Origin of the sequence: Chryseobacterium sp. ERMR1:04, assembly GCF_001297705.1 — a bacterium.
Classification (GTDB): Bacteria; Bacteroidota; Bacteroidia; order Flavobacteriales; family Weeksellaceae; genus Chryseobacterium.
Genome location: NZ_LIRF01000008.1, coordinates 480,253 through 499,689, shown reverse-complemented (window position 1 = coordinate 499,689; position 19,437 = coordinate 480,253). Strand labels below are relative to the sequence as shown.

Sequence of the window (19,437 nt, the reverse complement as noted above, 5' to 3'; positions counted from 1 at the left end):
AATTTTCAGAAGCCGAGAACCTGCTTTCTCTACTCGCTATTTTTCATGAATTTGCGCGGCGGCGGAGCCGCCGCGCAAATTCATGAAAAATGAGCTCAAACATGCCGTTCAATCAGGGCTAAAATGATCCGAGATTTTTTTTACCGCAAAACTCAAACCTAACGGGTTTTCAAAACCCGTTAGGTTTTCATTCAACAACACAAGTTTGCGAAAATTGAAAGAGTAATTTTTAACGAAGGTTTTTATCGAATAGATTTGAAATTTCTACTTTTGTCGAATGTTAGAAATTCTTTATCGAGACGAACATCTTATTGCCATCAATAAACCAAGCGGATTACTGGTTCATAAATCTTTTTATGCAGGGGAAGCCGATACTTATGCTATTCAGGAATTAAGAAACCAGATTGGACAAAAAGTTTATCCTGTGCATCGTTTAGACCGAAAAACTTCGGGTGTTTTGTTATTTACTTTAGATAAAGAAACTTTGAGACTCATGAGCGATCAGTTTGCCTCACGAGAAGTCGAAAAGAAATACATCGCCATTCTTAGGGGTTGGGCAAAAGAAGAAGAAACCATCGATTATGATTTGGTTAATGAAAACGAAGTCAAGCAAAACGCGGTTACCTATTATCACCGCTTACAGACTTCGGAAATAGATTTACCTTTTTTAAAACATCAGACTTCAAGATATTGTTTGGTTGAAGCTATTCCTGAAACGGGAAGATTTCATCAGTTGAGAAAACATTTTAAACATATTTTACATCCTATTTTAGGCTGCCGTAAACACGGTTGCAATAAACAGAATAAATTGTGGCTTAAAACATTTGAAATCAATAAAATGACACTTCACGCCCATCAATTGATTTTTAATCATCCTATTTCTAACGAAAAAATTACGGTAAATGCCACTATAGATGATGAGTTCAAAAGAATAGGAGATATTTTGAAGTTCGATTTGAGTGCATATTCTTAGTTTCTTACATTTTTTATTGCCATAAAGTTTGTCATTCAGAGCGTAACGAAGTGGAGCGTGGAATCTAAGCGTATTTGGTAATTTGTGTTGAGATTCCTACGGAATGACAAACTTCGTGGCTATTTAATAATGTTGAAATAAACGACTGCAACCCTAGCCCCGATTGAAATGAAAATCCTTTTTTGCAAAAAAAGATTGCAATGGAAATCGGGAAATAGCTCTTAGAAAAAATAAAAATACAATTCGGTGTAGTCAAAAAACATCAAATAAATTTGCTGCGCAAAGCTTAAACATATAGCTTTATCAAATCAACTTGTTGATTAATTCTTTGCTCACTTAAATAGTACACTCGAAAAATAAAATCTTTGCGTCAAAAAAACTCGCTGATTTTACTGATTATGCAGATGTTTATATTTTATAGACGATACTTATAAAACATTTTTACATAAAGTATCATACGTTAATCAAACATTAATTTTAAAATGAGTATTTTTGTAAAACTTTTTTTCAATGTACAAATCGCTTATTCGTCCGATTCTTTTCAAATTTGATCCTGAAGAAGTACACCACTTTACTTTTTCGATGCTAAAGAATTTTGGATTTCTTACCAAATTATTTTTCCCTAAACCTATTGAAGATAAACGTCTGGAAAGAGAAGTTTTCGGATTGAAATTTAAAAATCCTGTAGGGTTGGCAGCTGGTTTTGATAAAAATGCGGTGTTGTTTAACGAATTGGGAGATTTAGGTTTCGGATTTGTAGAAATCGGGACGGTAACACCAAGAGCACAAGCCGGAAATCCTAAGAAAAGATTATTTCGTCTGATAGAAGACGGAGGAATCATCAACCGAATGGGTTTCAACAACGACGGTTTGGAAGCAGCAATCGAAAAACTGAAAGGCAACAAAGGGAAAATCATCATCGGTGGAAACATTGGTAAGAATACAGATACAAGCCCTGAAAATTACACTCAGGATTATCTGGATTGTTTTGAAGGTCTTCATCCTCACGTAGATTATTTTGTACTGAATGTAAGCTGCCCAAATGTAGGAAGCCATGCCAAATTGGAAGATGTAGAATATTTACGAGAACTGATTACAGCGGTAAAGAAAATAAATCAGGCCAAAGCTGTGCAGAAGCCGATATTACTGAAAATTGCTCCGGATTTGAATAACAGTCAGCTTGACGAGATTGTAGATCTGATTGCAGAAACAAAAATAGATGGAGTAATTGTCTCCAATACGTCAGTAAACAGAGAAGGCTTAAAAACTTCACCTGACGTTTTAGAACAAATAGGAAATGGCGGTTTAAGCGGAAAACCTATTCGTGAGAGAAGTACAAAAATGATCAAATATCTTTCAGATAAAAGCAACAGAGCTTTCCCAATCATTGGGGTAGGTGGAATTCACTCTGCAAAAGATGCGATTGAAAAATTAGATGCAGGTGCGAGCTTAATTCAGTTATACACCGGATTTATTTACGAAGGCCCTGAATTGATCAACGAAATCAATAAGGAACTTTTAAAAAGAGCAAGCAGATTACCGAGATAAATTAAAAGAGAGTTTTAGACTCTCTTTTTTATTTTGATTTTCTAACAGACGCATTTTTTACATCAACCGTAAATATATAAGCGGATGTAGATTCCGTTTTGTTTACTTTAAAAGTTAACATTTTTTTGTCTTTAGATTTTGTTTCTTTCGTGTCATATATATTTTCAAGACAACTTTCTGTGAGAAATTCTTCGTAGTTCTTGTAATTCCAGTCTTTGGTAAAGTACAAAACCCGATATCCTTTTTCGCCTTCACTTGCCCCGCATCTTCCGCACGCATTGAAGTTTGATGATTCTTCAAAATACAACAAAACACGATTTCCATTTTCTCCGGAAGCGTAAGAAATTAATTGATTGCCTCCATGTTTATTAATAAAATCAAAGGTGTTGATCTTTTTATTATTGGGTAAAATCAGGTAATTATTATAACGGTAAATCATATCGTTGCCGGTGAATAATTTTGCCGGTTGAGTTTTTTCATTCAAATAAAAATTACCCAAAATAGGATTTTCTTTATCGTTTTGCTCAAAAACAATAGATTCTTTAGGATGTAAAGCTTCTGCGATTTCTGCAGTCTTTTCTACTTTTTGAGGGGAAGTAATACTGTCTCTGAAACTTTTAGCATTCTGCTTTTGCTTAGTGCCAAAATTATACAAAGACAATTTTCCATAATCGTAAATGCCTGTCAATGGAATTTTCTTTTGGTATTTATCGTAATAATACCATCCGTCTACAAAATATTGATAGAGACTACAGTCGGCAATTCCTGCAAAATAAAGTTGCATGGTGACGGGAACTCCGGCAATTTCCCCTTTGAAAATCTGAGATGAATCTGTTACTTTCTTTAATTCAACCTTCTGACAGAGAAAAAAAGATAAGCTTAAAGAAAATAAGAACGTTAAAAATTTTTTCATGGTTGGGTGAGCGTAGTTTTTAGTTGATCAGAGGAAGAAGTTTGAAATTGTATAGATAATTAAACCAACCAGCCCACCGACCAAAGTTCCGTTAACGCGAATAAATTGGAGGTCTTTTCCGACTTCTAATTCCAGCTTCTCACTCAATTCTTTTCCTTTCCAATTACCAACGGTTGAACTGATGAGGTTTCCAAATTGATGAGTATTTTTAAGAATGTATTTGTAAGCGGTGACACGAACCCAATGATCTATTTTATTTTGAAGCTTTTCGTCCGTTTTAAGGTTTTGTGAAAATTCATTCAGGTTTTTAGATAAATAATTTTTTAGTGAAGATCCATTATCCTGTAATTCTTTTACCAATGTTTTTTTAATAGAGAACCAGATATCATTAGAATATTCATCCAGTTTATCATTTTTCAGGAAGTTATTTTTGATGTCTTTGAATTCATCTTCCCATTTCGGATCTTCTTTTAAATCAGTTGAAAATTCGTAAATCTTTTTTGTAATTAAAGCTCTGATGTCGTGTTGAGGATCTTCTTCCACTTCTTTGAAAAAGTCTGCAAGGCCGCTTGCAATCTTATCTGCAATTTTATTGTCGACAAAAGACGGAATAAAAGAATAACTTCCTTCTTTTACACGATTTTGAATCATTTCATCATTTTCAATGATATAATCTTTGATCTGTTTGGAGAGGTTGGTGATAATTCTTTGATGATCGTTCTTGTCTAAAAGATAATTAATTCCGTTTCCGATGATTTTATTCAATTTAATATCATCTGTCATTTCCGAAACCTTTTTACTGATGAAACTGCTTACCGTAGAATCATCCAGCTTATTCAGAATATCCAACACAATATCGGAAAGGTTTTTAATTAAAATTTCCTGGTTTTTCTCTTTAGTAAGCCATTCTCCAACAAAATTTGAGACCTTAAGTTTCTGAATATAAGGACGGATATTTTGAGGGGAAAGAAAATTAGATACGACAAAGCTGCCCAAGTTGTCTCCAAGCCTTTCTTTGCTGTTTTCAATTAAATTGGTATGTGGAATGGGTAATCCAAGAGGATGACTAAAAAGTGCGGTAACGGCAAACCAATCGGCCAACGCACCCACCATTGCTGCCTCAGAAAAAGCACGAACATACCCAATCCAATGAGAATCATTTGATTTTTGAAGAATCGTGGTAATAATAAACACAATGGCCATCAATACAAATAAGCCTGTGGCAAATGCTTTATATTTTCTTAACTGTTTTCTTTTCGCTTCATCATTCATATTCTCAAATTTACTAAATTTGATATGAAACTATTTAATATTAAGTAAAAGCTTTAACCACAAAAGGCACAAAAGTTTTTGCTGTATTAAAAAAGTTTTTAAGAGCACGTTAGTTTTTTGAAAATCTAAGATTTTCTTACTTCTGTGAACTTTTGATTGTTAATTTTTAAACTTCAAAGATTAAAGCATTAAAAACTTTTGTGCCTTTTGTGGTTTAATTTAAATATTTAAATAATTCTTATGGAAAACGAAGCAAAAAACAATCCATATTACTCAAGAACAGATACAACTAAACTTGAGATTTCTAATGAAGAATGGAAAAAGGTCTTAGCGCCCGATTTATATGCCATCGCCAGAGAAGCGGCAACAGAAAGAGCTTTTACCGGAAAATATAATGAATTTGACGAAATCGGAGATTATTATTGCGCCGTTTGTGGAAATCATTTATTCCGTTCCACTTCTAAGTTTTCGAGCAGTTGCGGATGGCCAAGTTTCTTTGAAGCAGATAAAGAAGGGGTATATTATAAAAAAGACACCGCCTACGGAATGGAAAGAGTAGAGGTGCTTTGCAAACGATGTGACTCGCATTTGGGGCATGTCTTTGATGATGGTCCGAAGCCTACAGGACTGCGTTATTGCATGAATTCTGTAAGCTTGGAATTTGTTCCGGATTCGCAAAAATAAGCCTTTTAATTCACGAAATCAGGACGTTAAAGTTTCTTAAATTGAGTTAAACTTCTTTCGTTTTTAACTGCTTGGTAATTATGTTTTTATAAATTTGCCTACTAATTTGAATTTAACATAATATTGAATGAGAGGATTGTATAGCGTATTAGGTGTTGTATACATGGTTACAACTTCATTTTATATTTCTCCGGAAAAAGGAAATATAAAGAAGGAAAACATCAACCCAAAAATTGAAAGAACAGAGACCACTACATCTGAGAAGGCTACCACGGTATCTTCGTCAGAAGCATTGTACAAATCAATTACATTTGAAGTGGGGCACGAACTTAACGAAGAAGTTTTCTTTAAAGCTTTAACAGGTTTTGAGAATTTAAAGAAAGCTGGTTTGCTTAACCAAGATGCTCACTTATTAACAGTATGCGATTTTTCAATGTCTTCTAACACGAAAAGACTTTGGGTGATTGACACAGAAGAAAAGAAAGTATTATTCAACTCGCTGGTAGCCCACGGAAAGAATACGGGAGAAGAATTTGCCACTAACTTTTCGAATACCAACAGTTCGCTTCAAAGCAGCTTAGGATTTTATATCACGGATGCTACTTATAACGGAGACAACGGGTATTCTTTAAGATTGTTGGGAATGGATAAAGGCTTTAATGATGCAGCTTACAAAAGAGCAATCGTCATGCACGGAGCTGATTATGTGAGTGAAGATTTTGCCGCAGTGCATAAGAGAATCGGAAGAAGTTGGGGATGTCCCGCTGTTCCAAGAGATCTTACACAGCCGATCATTAATACAATAAAAGGAAGAAATTGCCTTTTCATTTATTATCCCGATCAGAATTATCTTTCCAAATCGGAATGGTTAAAAGCATAAGAACAAAAGCAGTCTACATCAGACTGCTTTTTTATTAGACTAGCTTTAACTTTAACCACAAAAGATTTTAACACTTAAGATATTTTAAGTCTAATATAAAAGCATAAAGAAGAGCACTTAAGTTTTAAAAAACTGTGCATATTGAGCGGAGTCGAAATATTATTCTATTGTGCACTTTTGAATAGCTTAAAGGGTTTAATAGCTTAAAGATGAGGTTTTTAGAACAGTACTTTTGCCTCTTTTGCGGTTAAAATAAAAATTTATAATCTATTTCGAGAAACAAATTGTATGGTAAAAGTACTTCCTTTTGATGGCTCAGATTGTAAGGAAAGATTGCCCAGATGCATTTCAATAATTCTTTTAACAATCGATAATCCGATGCCGTTTCCTTTGTCGTAATTCTTATTATTTCCACGATAAAATAAATCGAATATTTTTAATTGATCGGCTTCTGAAATACCAATTCCATGATCTATAAAACGAATTTCCAGATTGTTGTTCTGAACCTCAATTTCTACCGAACAGTTTTTATCAGAAGAATATTTGCAGGCATTTTCCATTAGATTTAAAAAGGCAATCTGCAGTAAATAAGGATTTCCATGAAAATCATAATTGCTTTCATCTTTGTCCGCCAGATTATCCATATAATGAATACCGATTCTATATTCTGAATTTTTTTGCAACAAAGCTACTTTTGCATCTGCCAAAACTTCATCTAAACGAAGATCTACAAAACTGATCTGGGAAACATCATAACTCGCCCGTGCAAAATCCAGCAAAGCGGATGAAAGTTGCGATGCTTGGTTGGCATCCTGTAAAGCATTATCAATGGAGATTTTATAATCTTCCAAGGTGATGTTTAATTCTTTAGCAAGCTCAAGCTCAGCAATTAAAGTAGAAAGCGGAGTCCTGAATTCGTGAGAAATGGTAGTAACGAATTGTTTGTGATTATTAAACGATTTTTCTAATCTGTTGAAGGTTGAATTAAACGTTTCCGTCAATTCATAAATTTCATCTTTTGCCTTGGGAACCACCAATCTTTTGTTGAGGTTATGTTCCGAAATATCACGAATTTGGAGAATAATATCCTTTAAAGGTTTTAATGTATAATAAGAAAACAAAAACCCAATAATAAAAATGATGACAATGGATATGATGTAAATAATAATAACATCTTTTTTGAATTCCTCAATGTGTGCTTTTCCTGTAACATCTGTTGCGCTTCCGATGATGTAGAAATTCTCATTATTAAATTCATATTTAAACGCCATATACTGGCGATCTCCTCTTTGCCAGGTGATTCTGTTTTTTTTCGTTTTAATGAGTTGATCTAAATAATATTGATTTTTAGAAGAAGGCTGAATATCTGTAAAGATCAATTTTTTATTCGAATCATAAACACTGATATCTGCTTCATTCAATAGCTTTTTATTGCGCTCATGAAGTTCGCGAATTTTGGAGTCATCAATTTTAGCATCAAAAATAAATTCTGACCTCCAGGTGATTTTGTATCCCAAACGGTCATTGAATTCATCCTCTCTGTTTTTTTCAGAAACAAAATAGAGTACATACGCGAAAAGGAAAAGAATTCCCGCTGTTAATATCGCATAGTTGAGCGCTGTCCTAGTGGCTATTTTCATAACTGACTTGTGAAAATAAATCCAACTCCGGGTTTGGTGTGAATGAGTTTTTCATCAAAATCTTTGTCGATTTTCTTTCGCAGATAGGCGATATACACATCAATATAATTCGTTCCTGTATCGAAATGATTGCCCCAAACATTTTCAGCTATTTCTTCACGGGTTAAAATCCTTTCGGTATTGCTCATTAGAAAAACCAAGAGCTTAAATTCTTTCGGAGTAAGAATGATTTCCTTTTCATTTCTGAAAACACGGTTTATTTTTGTATCTACTTTAAGGTTTTGATATTCAATGTAATTCGACGATTCATTTTTCTTAGGCGAAGATGATTTTCTTAGCACGATAGCCTTTATTCGGGCGTATAATTCTCTTATTTCAAAGGGTTTAACCATATAATCATCTGCTCCGGCATCGAAACCTTCAATTTTTTCGTCGATGGTTCCTAATGCAGTCAGCATAATAATCGGAAGGTCCGCATTTTTTTGTTTAATGATTTTACTTAATTCAATGCCATTCATATTGGGAAGCATAATGTCGGTAATGACAAGATCAAATGTAATTTTATCTACCATGACCAAAGCATCCTCAGCGTCTTCCGAGATGTAAATCTGATAGCCCTGACTTTCCAGTCCTCGTTTTAAAAGCGCAGAAACGCGGGCATTATCTTCTATAATTAAAACTTTCATGTGAAAATTGTTTCAGGACGGTTATTCAAAATTGAGATTAAAATAAATATTGTCAATAGGTTGACTGTCAGTTGTTCTGTGAATTTTATACAAAGGTATTCTATATTTTTATTTTTAAAGAAGAGATTGATTCTTTTAATAGTTTTCTATAAGGTTTCTAACAGTTTTCTAACGACGTTCCTTGATTTTCGAAAGTAATTTTGTCCCGTTGAAATCAACACTAAGGATTAATAAAAAGAAAATGTTATGAATAAAAAATCTTTTAAAGTCGGGCTCATTTTACTTTCAATGATGAGTGTGTACTCGAAAGTAGAAGCTCAGAAAAAGAACGATTTTAATAATCCGGGACTTACCCATTATCTGAACGATGAGCATACACGTTATATTTCTTTTAGCGGATATGCAGAGCTTTGGGCAAGATATGCGCAGCTTAATCCGGGAAGTTTGATTAATAATCAGGCCAAATCGGATGTTGCAGATTTGTCTCTTCGTAGGGTGAGGGTGAAAATGACGTATAAGCCGACTGAGAAATTGATGTTTGTTTTACAGGGCGGAACTACGAATGTAAATGTTACGGCAAAAGCCAGCAACTATTTTGATTTATTGGATGCCTATGCTGAATATTCATTTAGTGATAAGATTGCTTTTGGAGCAGGACGATCTACGTGGAGAGGATTGTCAAGATTCACGACAGGACCATTAAACACGTTATTATATGATTTACCTGCGTATGCCACTTCCAATGCAGGTGCAACAGATTATACGGTGAGAGAATTGGGAGCGTATGTGAAAGGGCAATTAGGGAAATTTGACTATCGTTTGGTGGTTGCTGATCCTTATACCATGTCAACCGCTGATCCTAAACTCAATGTAGCTTCTTTCAGTAAAAATGCGCCTCACAAAGACTTTTCAGGATATTTCAGATATGCATTTTTGGATACAGAAAATATTTCAACACCTTTTAATTCTGGAACGTATGGTGGAAAAAAGAATGTATTGAGTCTGGGCGCAGGTTTCGATTATATTCATAATGCCATGTGGCATCAGGATGTTGATAAAAACACGATTAATGATGACATGAAAAGCTTTGCGGTAGACTTATTTTATGATGCTCCTTTAAACAAAGAAAAAGGAACTTCTGTTAGTGCTTACGGAATGGCAATGCACAATGATTATGGTCCGAATTATGTTCGTTATGTAGGAACAAACAATCCTGCGACTTCTGTAGATGTTACGCAAGCGAGTTTGAACGGAGCAGGAAATGCAATGCCTGTTATTGGGACAGGAAATACGTATTATGTGCAATTAGGAGGAACGCTTCCTTATTTAAATAAAGAAAAAAAGAATCTTCAGCTTCAGCCTGCGGTTGGGATGCAGTTGTCTGATTTAAAAGGTCTTCATGATAACGCAATTATCTATGATGCCGGAATTTCTTTATTGATGAACGGAATGTCTTCCCGATTAACTTTTGATGCACAAAACAGGCCCGTTTTTACAGGAGGAGCCAATAATAATGCAGTGGTTTCTGACCGACAGTGGCAGTTTGTTTTAAAATATAGAATTGATTTTAATTAAAAATAGTAACAATGGAAAGAAGAAAATTTTTATTCCGCTCAATGCAGGCTTCGGCTTTGCTGTTGATCTCAGGAAATATGTTTGCGTCTGTTTTACCTATGTTTAACCCTATAAAAACTAAAAAAGTGTACTTCCATTATTTATTGTTCTGGCTCAGAAAAGATTTGTCTGAAGCTGAAGTAAAAGAGTTTGAAAACTTCTTTGAAGGGCTGAAAAAACTCCCTTATCAAAAAAATCTCCGTTACGGAAAACCTGCTAACTCAAGTCCGAGAAGTGTTTTAGATAATACATTCACGTACAACGCTTCTATGGAATTTGATACGCTGGAAGAACTGGAAGCCTACGGTCAGCTCCCTGAGCATTTGGCTTTGGTAAAAAAATACAAACCATTCTTTGAAAGAATGTTGGTTCATGATACAGTTTACAATTAAAAAAAAGAATTTAATTTACAATGAAAAATATAGTTAAAGGCATTAGCTTTGTTCTGGCATTAAGCACTTTTGGATTTATGAATGCACAGCACAAAAAACACAAAAACGTTAGCGTAAGTACAGAAAAAACAACTGAGTTTATTCCTGCAATAAGATTGGTGAATAATCCTGATGGATCATGTACATTCGAAAAAGGACAAATTCCTACGCTAAAACACATGAATACCACAACTTTCTGGATGAGTAATAAGACAGAAGAATGGGAGAAAAACGCACATCCCGCTCCAAGAAGGCAATATGTGATTACATTAAAAGGAAATATCAAGTTTAAAGTAACAGACGGTTCTACTTTTATGATCACCCCCGGAACGATTCTTTTGGCGGAAGATTTGAAAGGAAAAGGACACAGTTGGGATATGGTTCACAGCAAGGAGTGGGAGAGATTATATGTGCCGATTGCTGAAGATGCAGATGATTTCTTTATTGCAGATAAAGCATCAAATTAATTTTTTGAGATACAACTTTTATAGTTTTATATACTTCGTACAATGTTGAAAGCAGTCAAAATTTTGACTGCTTTTTTGTGTCACTTAGTTTCTATTTCTACAATTTTCCCACCATTTTCTCCTAAATATTGGGAAAGTAATTTATCAAAAACTTTATAGCCATTATCGGAATTAGTGAAAATAAGAATTCCTTGTTTGGTTTTTGGTAAAATCACGGTAAGACAGAATGTTCCTTCATCGGAGCCACCATGTGATAAGGCATAATCTCCATTTCCCAGATCATAAATTATAAAGCCTAATCCGAAGTATTTGCTTTTCCCGGTTTGAACCTGCTTTTTGATCATTTCCAGATAAACATCTTTGCTAAGGTTTCCACCGTTAAGAATATTAGCGAGAAAGTTTCCATAATCTTCTATTGTTGTATGTAAATCATCGGCACCATTTGCCTGTTTATTTTCCTCTATTTCATAGGGTTTCTCATTTTTGTCATAGCCTATTGCGAACCTTGATTTATCGGTGTCTGTATCCCAAATATAATTGGTATCCTTCATTTTTAAGGGTTGAAATATCAGATCTTTTGCTAATTGTTCAATAGGTTTTTTGAATTTATTCTCAATTGCTTTTCTCAAATATTCAAAACCTTCTCCTGAGTATTGAAATTGGGTTCCCGGCTCAAAATCAAAACTCAATTTTTTGTTTTCTTTCATGTATCTCCAATTTGGAAAACCTGTTTGATGGCTTAGTATTATTCGGGTTGTTAATTTTTTGTTTCTAGGGTCATTTACTAAATCCGGATCTGTCCAATATTTATAAACGGGTTCGTCAAGATTCCATTTTCCCAGGCTCACCAAATGCAATGCAACCATTGAAGTAATGGGCTTAGTAAGGGATGCTACATTAAAAATTGTATTGTAAGGCGCGGAATTGTTTTCTTTAATTTGTCCGAAAACTTTAATTTGCTTCAGCTTTCCGTTTTCTATAATCCCAAGTCCAAGAGCTGGAATCTTAAGTTCTCTCAGCCAATTTTCAATTTCAGTATCAAAAATTGAATTTGTGTGGGAATGGTCGTTTGTTTTTTCTGTCTGAGCGTAACTTTTAGAGAAAAAAAACATGAAGAATAATAGGGTAAAATAAAAGGATTTTGTCATTGTCGTAATTTTTTGACAAAGATTGAATTTCCTGTTTTTTAAACAAAAAAAAGAGCCCGACAAAGGCCCGACAATAATCTGACACGATTATATCATGTTGAAATTCAGCTTGTAAAAAAGCTTTTTGTGTTTGTCTATTTCAGCTGCATTTCGAAGAATGATGAATACGTTTGACAGGATAATCAATATCATAATGATAAGCGTCAATGCAGGACCGGGTTTTAAAAAGATACCCAGCATAAAGGTAATAGGAGCTAAAACAGTCCAAAGTATCTGAATAGAAATTATTTGTTTTGCTAAATTGTTTTTCTGCTTTAGCTTAAACATAAGAATAAGCGGGAGTAAAATATTGAGCGGGGGAAGCAATATACAAGGGATAGAAGAAAGATTGATTATTTTTATTAATGAATAATCGATTAAAATCGGCTGTTCTTTAATTTCCAGGTTTTCATTCTCAATTTCTACTTTTTGAAACTCACTTTCTTTTGTTTCTAAAGCTTTTGCCAACACACGAAGGGTATGACCTTTTGGTTGAGTTCCTGCTTCTATCCGTTGTATGGTCCTAACAGAAATGCCAGAGCTTTCAGCTAACTCTTCTTGAGTAAGATTTTTTTGCTCTCTTATTTCTTTTAATTTGGACATGTTGCTGTATATGTATTCCGAAATTAGCTAAACTTCTTGAAAACCAAAGTGGCATTATGCCCTCCGAAACCGAAAGCATTACTTAAAGCAAACGTAATATCTTTTTCTTTAGCTTCACCAAAAACGATATTTACGTCTTTCGGGATATTCTCATCAATGTTATGAAGATTAATCGTTGGTGGAATAATTCCTTGCTCAATTGCTTTTATAGAAAGAATAGCTTCTGCTGCTCCAGCTGCTCCCAACAAATGACCAGTCATTGATTTGGTAGCACTGATATCAAGGTTTTTACTTCCTTTGAATAATTTATTAATTCCTTTTAATTCAACCAAATCTCCCATTGGAGTAGAAGTGGCGTGAGGATTAAGATAGTCGATATCCTCGATGTTTGCTCCCGCTTCATTTAGTGCTAATTGCATTGCTTTAATAGCTCCAACACCATCTGGATGAGGTGCTGTCATGTGATAAGCATCTGCGGTCATCGCTGCACCAACTAATTCTGCGTAAATTTTTGCCCCTCTTGCTTTAGCGTGCTCATATTCTTCAAGAATTAATGCACCTGCACCTTCACCCATTACAAAACCATCTCTGTTGGCGTCATAAGGACGACTTGCTGTTGCAAAATCATCATTTCTTGTAGACATGGCTTTCATAATAGAAAAACCTCCTACAGAAGCCGGTGTAATAGCTGCTTCGGATCCACCACTTACAATTACTTTCGCTTTTCCTAATCTGATATAATTAAAAGCATCCATGATCGCTGTATTCCCTGTAGCACAAGCTGAAATCGTGGTGTAATTAATACCCTGAAGACCAAACTTCATGGAAATCATTCCTGATGCCATGTTGGCAATGAATTTTGGAACGAAGAACGGATTAAACCTTGGCGTTCCGTCTCCTTTTGTAAATTCCATCACTTCACTTTCGAAAGTCCACATTCCACCTTGTCCTGTTCCCCAGATAACACCGGTATCAAACGGATCCATATTTTCCAGCTCAAGCCCTGAATCTTTAAGAGCTTCCGCACTAGAATACATTGCATATTGTGAAAATAGATCACTTCTTTTGATTTCCTGATGGGTTAAATGTGCTTTTGGATCAAAATTTTTAACCTCACAAGCTACATGCACCTTAAATTTTGCGGTATCGAAATGGGTAATTAAGTTGGCCCCACTGACACCATTAATACTGTTTTGCCAAAAATCTTCGACATTATTTCCCAAAGGTGTAACTGCACCTAGTCCTGTAATGACAACTCTTTTCATATTAGTTACTGATTTTAAATAAATTAGAGGTTCCCCTTGCAATTAAACGCGTCTTATCTGCGTTCCATATTTCGCATTGAGCGTTTACAAATTGCTTACCTCTTTTAATGATTTTCGTTTCGGCTACAATATTATCATTTTCTTTTGCAGTTGAAAAATAATCTATGACATTATTGATGGTTGTGATGAAAGAATTTTCATTTAGGGAGAACATTGTCGCTCCAATGATGTCATCAACAATAGCTGCGGTCACTCCGCCATGAAGATTTCCTATCGGATTTAGCCATTCTGGCCTTACTTTATATTGAAACTCCAAATGTCCTTCTTCTACAGAAACTACAATGGGGTTGAGCCATTTCATAAAAGGAGAAGGAGATTGGGTAAATTCTTTTCCGATGAATTGTTTTAATTGTTCTAATCTGTCCATTTTCAGTTTTATTTTTCTAAGATCATCGTTACCCCTTGTCCGCGGGCGGCGCAAATGGAAATAAATCCTTTCCCGCTTCCTTTTTCATTCAGTAATTTTGCCAATGTACCAATGATTCTTCCGCCGGTTGCAGCAAAAGGATGGGCTGAAGCAAGACTTCCGCCTTTTACGTTTAATTTGGTTCTGTCGATTTTTCCTAATGCTTTTTCTAATCCGAATTGCTTTGCCAAATCATCATTCTCCCAGATTTTAATGGTAGCTAAAACCTGAGCAGCAAAAGCCTCGTGAATTTCATAATAATCAAAGTCTTCCAAGTTCATTCCTGCTTTTTTAAGCATTCTGTCTGCTGCAAAAACGGGAGCCAGTAGTAGGTTTTGTTTATTTTCAACATATTCAATTCCTGCCACTTCTGAGAATGTGATATAAGCTAAGATGGGAAGATTATTGGCTTTTGCCCAATCTTCACTTGCCAATAAAACGGCAGAAGCTCCATCGGTAAATGGAGTTGAATTTCCGGCTGTCAACGTTCCGTTTTGTTTATCGAAAGCGGGTTTTAATGAAGCTAATTTCTCCAAACTTGTATCACGACGAAGATTATTGTCTTTATCTAAACCAAAAGCGGGGGTGATCATATCATCAAAAAAGCCTTCATCATACGCTTTCGCCATATTTTGATGACTTTTAAAAGCCAATTCATCCTGATCCTCACGGGAAATCTGATAATGTTTTGCGGTAATTTCTGTGTGTCCGCCCATTACCAAACCTGTTTTGGGTTCTTGTCCTTTGTAGGGAATCGGCATCCAGTCTTTCAGTGTTGGACTTAATAAGTGTTTTAGTTTTCCAAAAGCAGATTTTTCTTTGTTGGCTTTTAACAATGCTTTTCTTAATCTTGGCGAAGATTCAAACGGGATGTTGCTCATGGCTTCAACGCCGCAGGCAATTCCACTTTCGATTTGGCCTAAGGCAATTTTATTTCCGATGTAAATAGCTGCTTCAATTCCTGTATCACAAGCCTGTTGCAAATCACACGCAGGAGTTGCAGGATCGAGTGAGGTATTCATCACCGTTTCTCTGATGAGGTTGCTTTCAGAAATATGTTTAATGACAGCCCCGCCTGCCACTTCACCTAAAAGTTTTCCTTTTAAATGATAACGATCAATAAGCCCATTCAACGCAGAAATCAATAAACTTTGATTGTCTGCATCTGCATAAGCGGTATTCATTCTGGCAAAAGGAATCCTGTTGTATCCTACGATTGCTACTTTTTTTGTTTCCATAGCGTCAATTTTATGATGGAAGGAGTTTTAGTTCTTTGTCAATCATTAATAAAATCCGATCTAAAGCAAGGTTGAGGTATTTTTCATCATCTGTTGTTTTGGAAAGTAAAATACCTCCTTCAACGATCATGATAAAGAGCGCTCCGTATTCTTCGGCATTGATATGCTGATGGATCTCTTTCTTTTGCTGTCCCTGCACAATAACAGATACAATTTTTTTAATCCAAATTTCGAAGGATAAAGAAACCTGTTTTTGTAAAGCGGGAAAAGTATCATCAGCTTCAGTAGCAGCATTCATTAATGGGCATCCACCACTTTCAAAAACCATTTTCCAGCTTTTTCGGTAGAAATTCACAAAGGCATTAAGTTTATCAATTGTGGTTGGGAATTCATCACCTAAAGATCTTGCCATGCTTTTGGCCAGTAAGCTCGAGTTGTATTTGTAGACCTCAAGAGCTACTTCGTCTTTATTTTCAAAGTTTCCATAGATGCTTCCTTTCGTTAATCCTGTAGCTTCTGTTATGTCGGAAAGCGACGTAGAAGTATAGCCCTTTGTGTTAAATAAAGAGGCTGTTTTTTCAATAATAAATTGTTTTGTCTTTTCTGCTTTTGACATTTCCTGTAATGAAATTATACTGCAAAGATACGAAAATATACCAAGCGGTATATTTTGTTTTAAAAATAAATCTGAACTGTTGGATAAGCTCAGATTTAATTATTTATGATCTATTCACCTAATTTGTCATCCGGAGGAATCTCAACTTAGTTTTTTCTATATACTTCTTTAGATTCCTCATAGAATGATAATGAGTATAACACTAAAATTCATTTTTAAACGCAAAGTTTTAATATAAAAAAAATATTATTTTTAGGAAGCAAAGAAATACGACAAAGTCTCTGATGAAGGATGCTTCTTAAGAATCAATTATATTGATTCAATTCTTTGCTATCTTAAATAATCAGAATTAAAAATGAATCTTTGCGTTAAAAATACTTTACGAATGCATACAGAGGATGACAAAAATATCTTTTTATAGATAATTGTTAAGCCAAAGTAGCAGTCAAAGTAATTTCAAAATTGAAAGCTGCGCTTACAGGGCATCCTTCTTCAGCAATTTTAGCGAATTTTTGAAACTCTTCTTCTGAAAGTCCCGGAACTTTTGCGGTTAAAGTCAGTTCAGATTTTGTAATTTTTCCAAGGGTTGGATCAAGGGTGATTACTGATTTTGTAACCAATTCTTCCGGAGTAAAACCAGCCTGAGAAAGTTCGGCGCTTAATTTCATAGTAAAGCATCCTGCGTGAGCTGCTGCCAATAATTCTTCAGGGTTTGTTCCCACTCCGTCAGCAAAACGGCTGTTGAAAGAATATTGAGTTTCATTCAACGTTGTACTTTGAGTGGTTAAATGTCCTTTTCCTTCTTTGATGTTACCGTTCCAAACGGCTGTTGCGTTACGTTTCATAATGTTTTGTTTTTTGTTATTTAATGTTGTTTGTTTTTGATGATACAAAGATATAGTGGTTGTTGAGTAAAATAAATAGATAAAAAGACCTAAATATTGTACTTTTTTCCCGAGGTGTAGTTTTTCTTGAAATTAACGGGAGTGTTTCCAATTTTATTGGTGAAGAGTCGGTTGAAATAAGCAGGATCTTCATAGCCTAGATCGTAAGCAATTTCTTTAACAGGTTTGTCAGTGTAGAATAACAGTCTTTTAGCTTCCAGTAAGATTCGATTGATGATAAACTGATTGGGCGAATCCAGATGTAAGCTTTTAAATTTATGCGTTAATGTTTTCGGAGCTAGGTGAAGTAATTCTGCATAATCGGCAACATTGTGTTTCTCTCTGAAATGGATTTCCAGATGTCTGCTGAAATCTCTGAACACATCCAATTCATTACTCAGAATTTTTACAGTGTCATTATCCAGATTTTGTTTTTTCCATTTTCTGGTGGCGCGGATAATGACCTGTTTTAAATAGGTTCGTATCATTTCTTCGCTGGAAGATTCTTTCCATTCCAGCTCTTCCTGGATGTTTTGAAATAAGTTTTTAATAATCATTGATTCAGAATCATCAAGATCAACTTTCGGGATTTCAAAGATATTATGGAAAAGCAAACCGTCACAGGCTACTTCCTTATCATGAATTTGGATGCAATAAAAATCTCTGTTGTAATAAAGAAGTGAAGCCGCTTCAGCGTTTCCATTTTTAATGTCAAAATATTGATAGGTAAGAAAAAATAGAGTAGGAGCTTCTGTTTTGTAATGATTGAAATCTACGGTCAGTTCATAGCCTGCAGGAACTAAAAGTATTTTTATATAGGGTTGAGATTTTATTTTGTTGATGGTTTCAAGATTTTCATTAGAAAATAGAATGAGTCCGAATTTTTTATAATTGTCTTCAAAAACCAGATCTTGTAATCCCATAGATTTACTTTAAGTTTAAAGATACAAAAAAGCATGATTTCAATACATTAAATTATTGAAAACTATTGAACCTAAAAAGGATGGAAAAGATTCTTTTAAAAAAAACAAAAGAATACATCCCTAGATTGATATTATTTTAGCATTTTTACAAAGATTTGTACTGTTAACCCTTTTTCCAAAACTGCTATATGAGCGAATTAGAAAATATTCTGAGAGAAATAACTCCACTATCTCCCGAAGATAGCTTTCTTGTGTTTGACCGTATTAAAGCATCATTTGATTTCCCATATCACTACCATCCTGAGATTGAAATAAATTTTGTTTACAAAGGAAAAGGATACCGTAGAATGATTGGAGATCATACAGGGGAAATTGGAGATATAGAGCTGGTTATTGTGGGGCCAAATCTGCCTCATTGTTGGGCTAATCATAAATGTAAGAATAGGAAAACCAATGAGATAACAGTGCAATTCAATCAGGATTTTTTCAATCAATCTTTGATGGAAAAAAATGTGTTGAAACCGATTAATAAACTGATAAAAGAATCCATCAGAGGGATTTTATTTTCAACAGAAACAGCTGAAAAACTAAAAGATTCTTTTCTCAATCTCTCTAAAATGAGCAGTTTTGAATCTTTTATTGAAATCATGAAAATCCTTAATGAGCTGGCGGTTGCAGAAGATAAAATATTTTTATCATCTTATAGTATTGATTTGGAGACTTTTGCTGATAATGACAAAATGAAAATTGTTCATGATTTTGTACACAAAAATTTTGAAAATAAAATAACACTGGATGATGTTGCCTCACTTGTGAATATGAGCAATGTTACTTTCAATAGATTTATCAAAAAAAGGATTAGTAAAACGTTTGTAAATTATCTTAACGAAGTAAGAATAAGCTATGCCGCCCGATGGCTTATGGAAAAAAATCTAACGGTTTTTGAAATCGCTTTTGAAGCCGGATTTAATAATATTGCTAATTTTAATAAAGTCTTTAAATCCATCAAGAAAACAACACCTACAGAGTTTAGAGAACAGTTTAAAGGAGTCAAAAAAATTGAATAAAAAGGCTTACTTCATAAAATAATTTTTAGAAAATCCGGATTTCAAGATCTGGATTTTTTTGTTAAAAAGTGAAATAAATG

Annotated in this window: 20 protein-coding genes; 8 read left to right on the top strand and 12 right to left on the bottom strand. The window is 34.5% G+C overall.

Annotated features, from left to right (window positions below; all coding sequences use genetic code 11):
* Positions 1–277: 277 nt before the first annotated feature.
* Both AMQ68_RS19475 and AMQ68_RS19470 read left to right on the top strand, forming a co-directional pair.
* Positions 278–973, top strand: a complete 696-nt coding sequence (locus AMQ68_RS19475) for a pseudouridine synthase (protein WP_054512264.1) — start codon at positions 278–280, stop codon at positions 971–973.
* Positions 974–1,483: 510 nt separating this feature from the next.
* Complete coding sequence (locus AMQ68_RS19470; protein WP_054512263.1) at positions 1,484–2,521, top strand: quinone-dependent dihydroorotate dehydrogenase; 1,038 nt, start codon at positions 1,484–1,486, stop codon at positions 2,519–2,521.
* A 28-nt stretch (positions 2,522–2,549) separates the two neighbouring features.
* Here the strand turns inward: AMQ68_RS19470 and AMQ68_RS19465 are convergent, their stop codons facing one another.
* Together AMQ68_RS19465 and AMQ68_RS19460 are read right to left on the bottom strand one after the other, a co-directional pair.
* The gene (locus tag AMQ68_RS19465) at positions 2,550–3,434 is read right to left on the bottom strand and encodes a hypothetical protein (protein WP_054512262.1); all 885 of its coding nucleotides are present in this window, start codon (positions 3,432–3,434) and stop codon (positions 2,550–2,552) included.
* 27 nt (positions 3,435–3,461) lie between these two features.
* Positions 3,462–4,706, bottom strand: a complete 1,245-nt coding sequence (locus AMQ68_RS19460) for a DUF445 domain-containing protein (RefSeq protein ID WP_054512261.1) — start codon at positions 4,704–4,706, stop codon at positions 3,462–3,464.
* A gap of 240 nt (positions 4,707–4,946) precedes the next feature.
* Here AMQ68_RS19460 and msrB point away from each other — a divergent pair, with 240 nt between their 5' ends.
* Together msrB and AMQ68_RS19450 are read left to right on the top strand one after the other, a co-directional pair.
* The gene (msrB, locus tag AMQ68_RS19455) at positions 4,947–5,390 is read left to right on the top strand and encodes a peptide-methionine (R)-S-oxide reductase MsrB (RefSeq protein WP_054512260.1); all 444 of its coding nucleotides are present in this window, start codon (positions 4,947–4,949) and stop codon (positions 5,388–5,390) included.
* Between the two features lie 127 nt (positions 5,391–5,517).
* Positions 5,518–6,270 (top strand): murein L,D-transpeptidase catalytic domain family protein, encoded by a 753-nt coding sequence (locus AMQ68_RS19450; protein WP_054512259.1) that lies wholly within the window; start codon positions 5,518–5,520, stop codon positions 6,268–6,270.
* A 260-nt stretch (positions 6,271–6,530) separates the two neighbouring features.
* Here the strand turns inward: AMQ68_RS19450 and AMQ68_RS19445 are convergent, their stop codons facing one another.
* The gene (locus AMQ68_RS19445) at positions 6,531–7,910 is read right to left on the bottom strand and encodes a HAMP domain-containing sensor histidine kinase (RefSeq protein WP_054512258.1); all 1,380 of its coding nucleotides are present in this window, start codon (positions 7,908–7,910) and stop codon (positions 6,531–6,533) included.
* Positions 7,907–8,596, bottom strand: a complete 690-nt coding sequence (locus tag AMQ68_RS19440; RefSeq protein WP_054512257.1) for a response regulator transcription factor — start codon at positions 8,594–8,596, stop codon at positions 7,907–7,909. The genes AMQ68_RS19445 and AMQ68_RS19440 overlap by 4 nt, the downstream gene beginning before the upstream one ends.
* Positions 8,597–8,842: 246 nt before the next feature.
* On the opposite strand from AMQ68_RS19440, the gene AMQ68_RS19435 reads away from it, so the two are divergent.
* From AMQ68_RS19435 to AMQ68_RS19425, 3 genes are read left to right on the top strand one after another with little or no spacing between them, the layout of a single operon-like run.
* The gene (locus AMQ68_RS19435; protein ID WP_123905740.1) at positions 8,843–10,171 is read left to right on the top strand and encodes a hypothetical protein; all 1,329 of its coding nucleotides are present in this window, start codon (positions 8,843–8,845) and stop codon (positions 10,169–10,171) included.
* An 11-nt stretch (positions 10,172–10,182) separates the two neighbouring features.
* A complete protein-coding gene (locus tag AMQ68_RS19430) occupies positions 10,183–10,602 on the top strand; it encodes a Dabb family protein (RefSeq protein ID WP_054512255.1) in 420 nt (139 codons plus the stop codon).
* Between the two features lie 20 nt (positions 10,603–10,622).
* Entirely contained in the window at positions 10,623–11,108 is a 486-nt protein-coding gene (locus tag AMQ68_RS19425) for a hypothetical protein (protein ID WP_071254920.1), read from the top strand.
* 80 nt (positions 11,109–11,188) lie between these two features.
* Here AMQ68_RS19425 and AMQ68_RS19420 read toward each other — a convergent pair whose 3' ends face one another.
* The 8 genes from AMQ68_RS19420 to AMQ68_RS19385 all read right to left on the bottom strand — a co-directional run bounded on the left by AMQ68_RS19420 (position 11,189) and on the right by AMQ68_RS19385 (position 18,290).
* A complete protein-coding gene (locus AMQ68_RS19420; protein WP_082384181.1) occupies positions 11,189–12,256 on the bottom strand; it encodes a serine hydrolase domain-containing protein in 1,068 nt (355 codons plus the stop codon).
* Between the two features lie 87 nt (positions 12,257–12,343).
* A complete protein-coding gene (locus tag AMQ68_RS19415; protein WP_054512254.1) occupies positions 12,344–12,898 on the bottom strand; it encodes a helix-turn-helix domain-containing protein in 555 nt (184 codons plus the stop codon).
* A gap of 23 nt (positions 12,899–12,921) precedes the next feature.
* Positions 12,922–14,163 carry a beta-ketoacyl-ACP synthase II gene (gene fabF / locus AMQ68_RS19410; RefSeq protein WP_054512253.1) on the bottom strand — a complete coding sequence of 414 codons (1,242 nt, stop codon included), beginning with the start codon at positions 14,161–14,163 and terminating at the stop codon, positions 12,922–12,924.
* Between the two features lies 1 nt (position 14,164).
* Entirely contained in the window at positions 14,165–14,590 is a 426-nt protein-coding gene (locus AMQ68_RS19405; protein WP_054512252.1) for a PaaI family thioesterase, read from the bottom strand.
* Positions 14,591–14,598: 8 nt separating this feature from the next.
* Complete coding sequence (locus tag AMQ68_RS19400) at positions 14,599–15,867, bottom strand: acetyl-CoA C-acetyltransferase (protein WP_054512251.1); 1,269 nt, start codon at positions 15,865–15,867, stop codon at positions 14,599–14,601.
* 10 nt (positions 15,868–15,877) lie between these two features.
* Positions 15,878–16,483, bottom strand: a complete 606-nt coding sequence (locus AMQ68_RS19395; RefSeq protein ID WP_054512250.1) for a TetR/AcrR family transcriptional regulator — start codon at positions 16,481–16,483, stop codon at positions 15,878–15,880.
* A gap of 428 nt (positions 16,484–16,911) precedes the next feature.
* Positions 16,912–17,328, bottom strand: a complete 417-nt coding sequence (locus tag AMQ68_RS19390) for an OsmC family protein (protein ID WP_054512868.1) — start codon at positions 17,326–17,328, stop codon at positions 16,912–16,914.
* Between the two features lie 89 nt (positions 17,329–17,417).
* On the bottom strand, positions 17,418–18,290 hold the full coding sequence (locus AMQ68_RS19385) for an AraC family transcriptional regulator (protein WP_054512249.1): 873 nt from the start codon (positions 18,288–18,290) through the stop codon (positions 17,418–17,420).
* 188 nt (positions 18,291–18,478) lie between these two features.
* Between AMQ68_RS19385 and AMQ68_RS19380 the strand changes: the two genes are divergently transcribed.
* Positions 18,479–19,357, top strand: a complete 879-nt coding sequence (locus AMQ68_RS19380; protein WP_054512248.1) for an AraC family transcriptional regulator — start codon at positions 18,479–18,481, stop codon at positions 19,355–19,357.
* Positions 19,358–19,437: the final 80 nt, after the last annotated feature.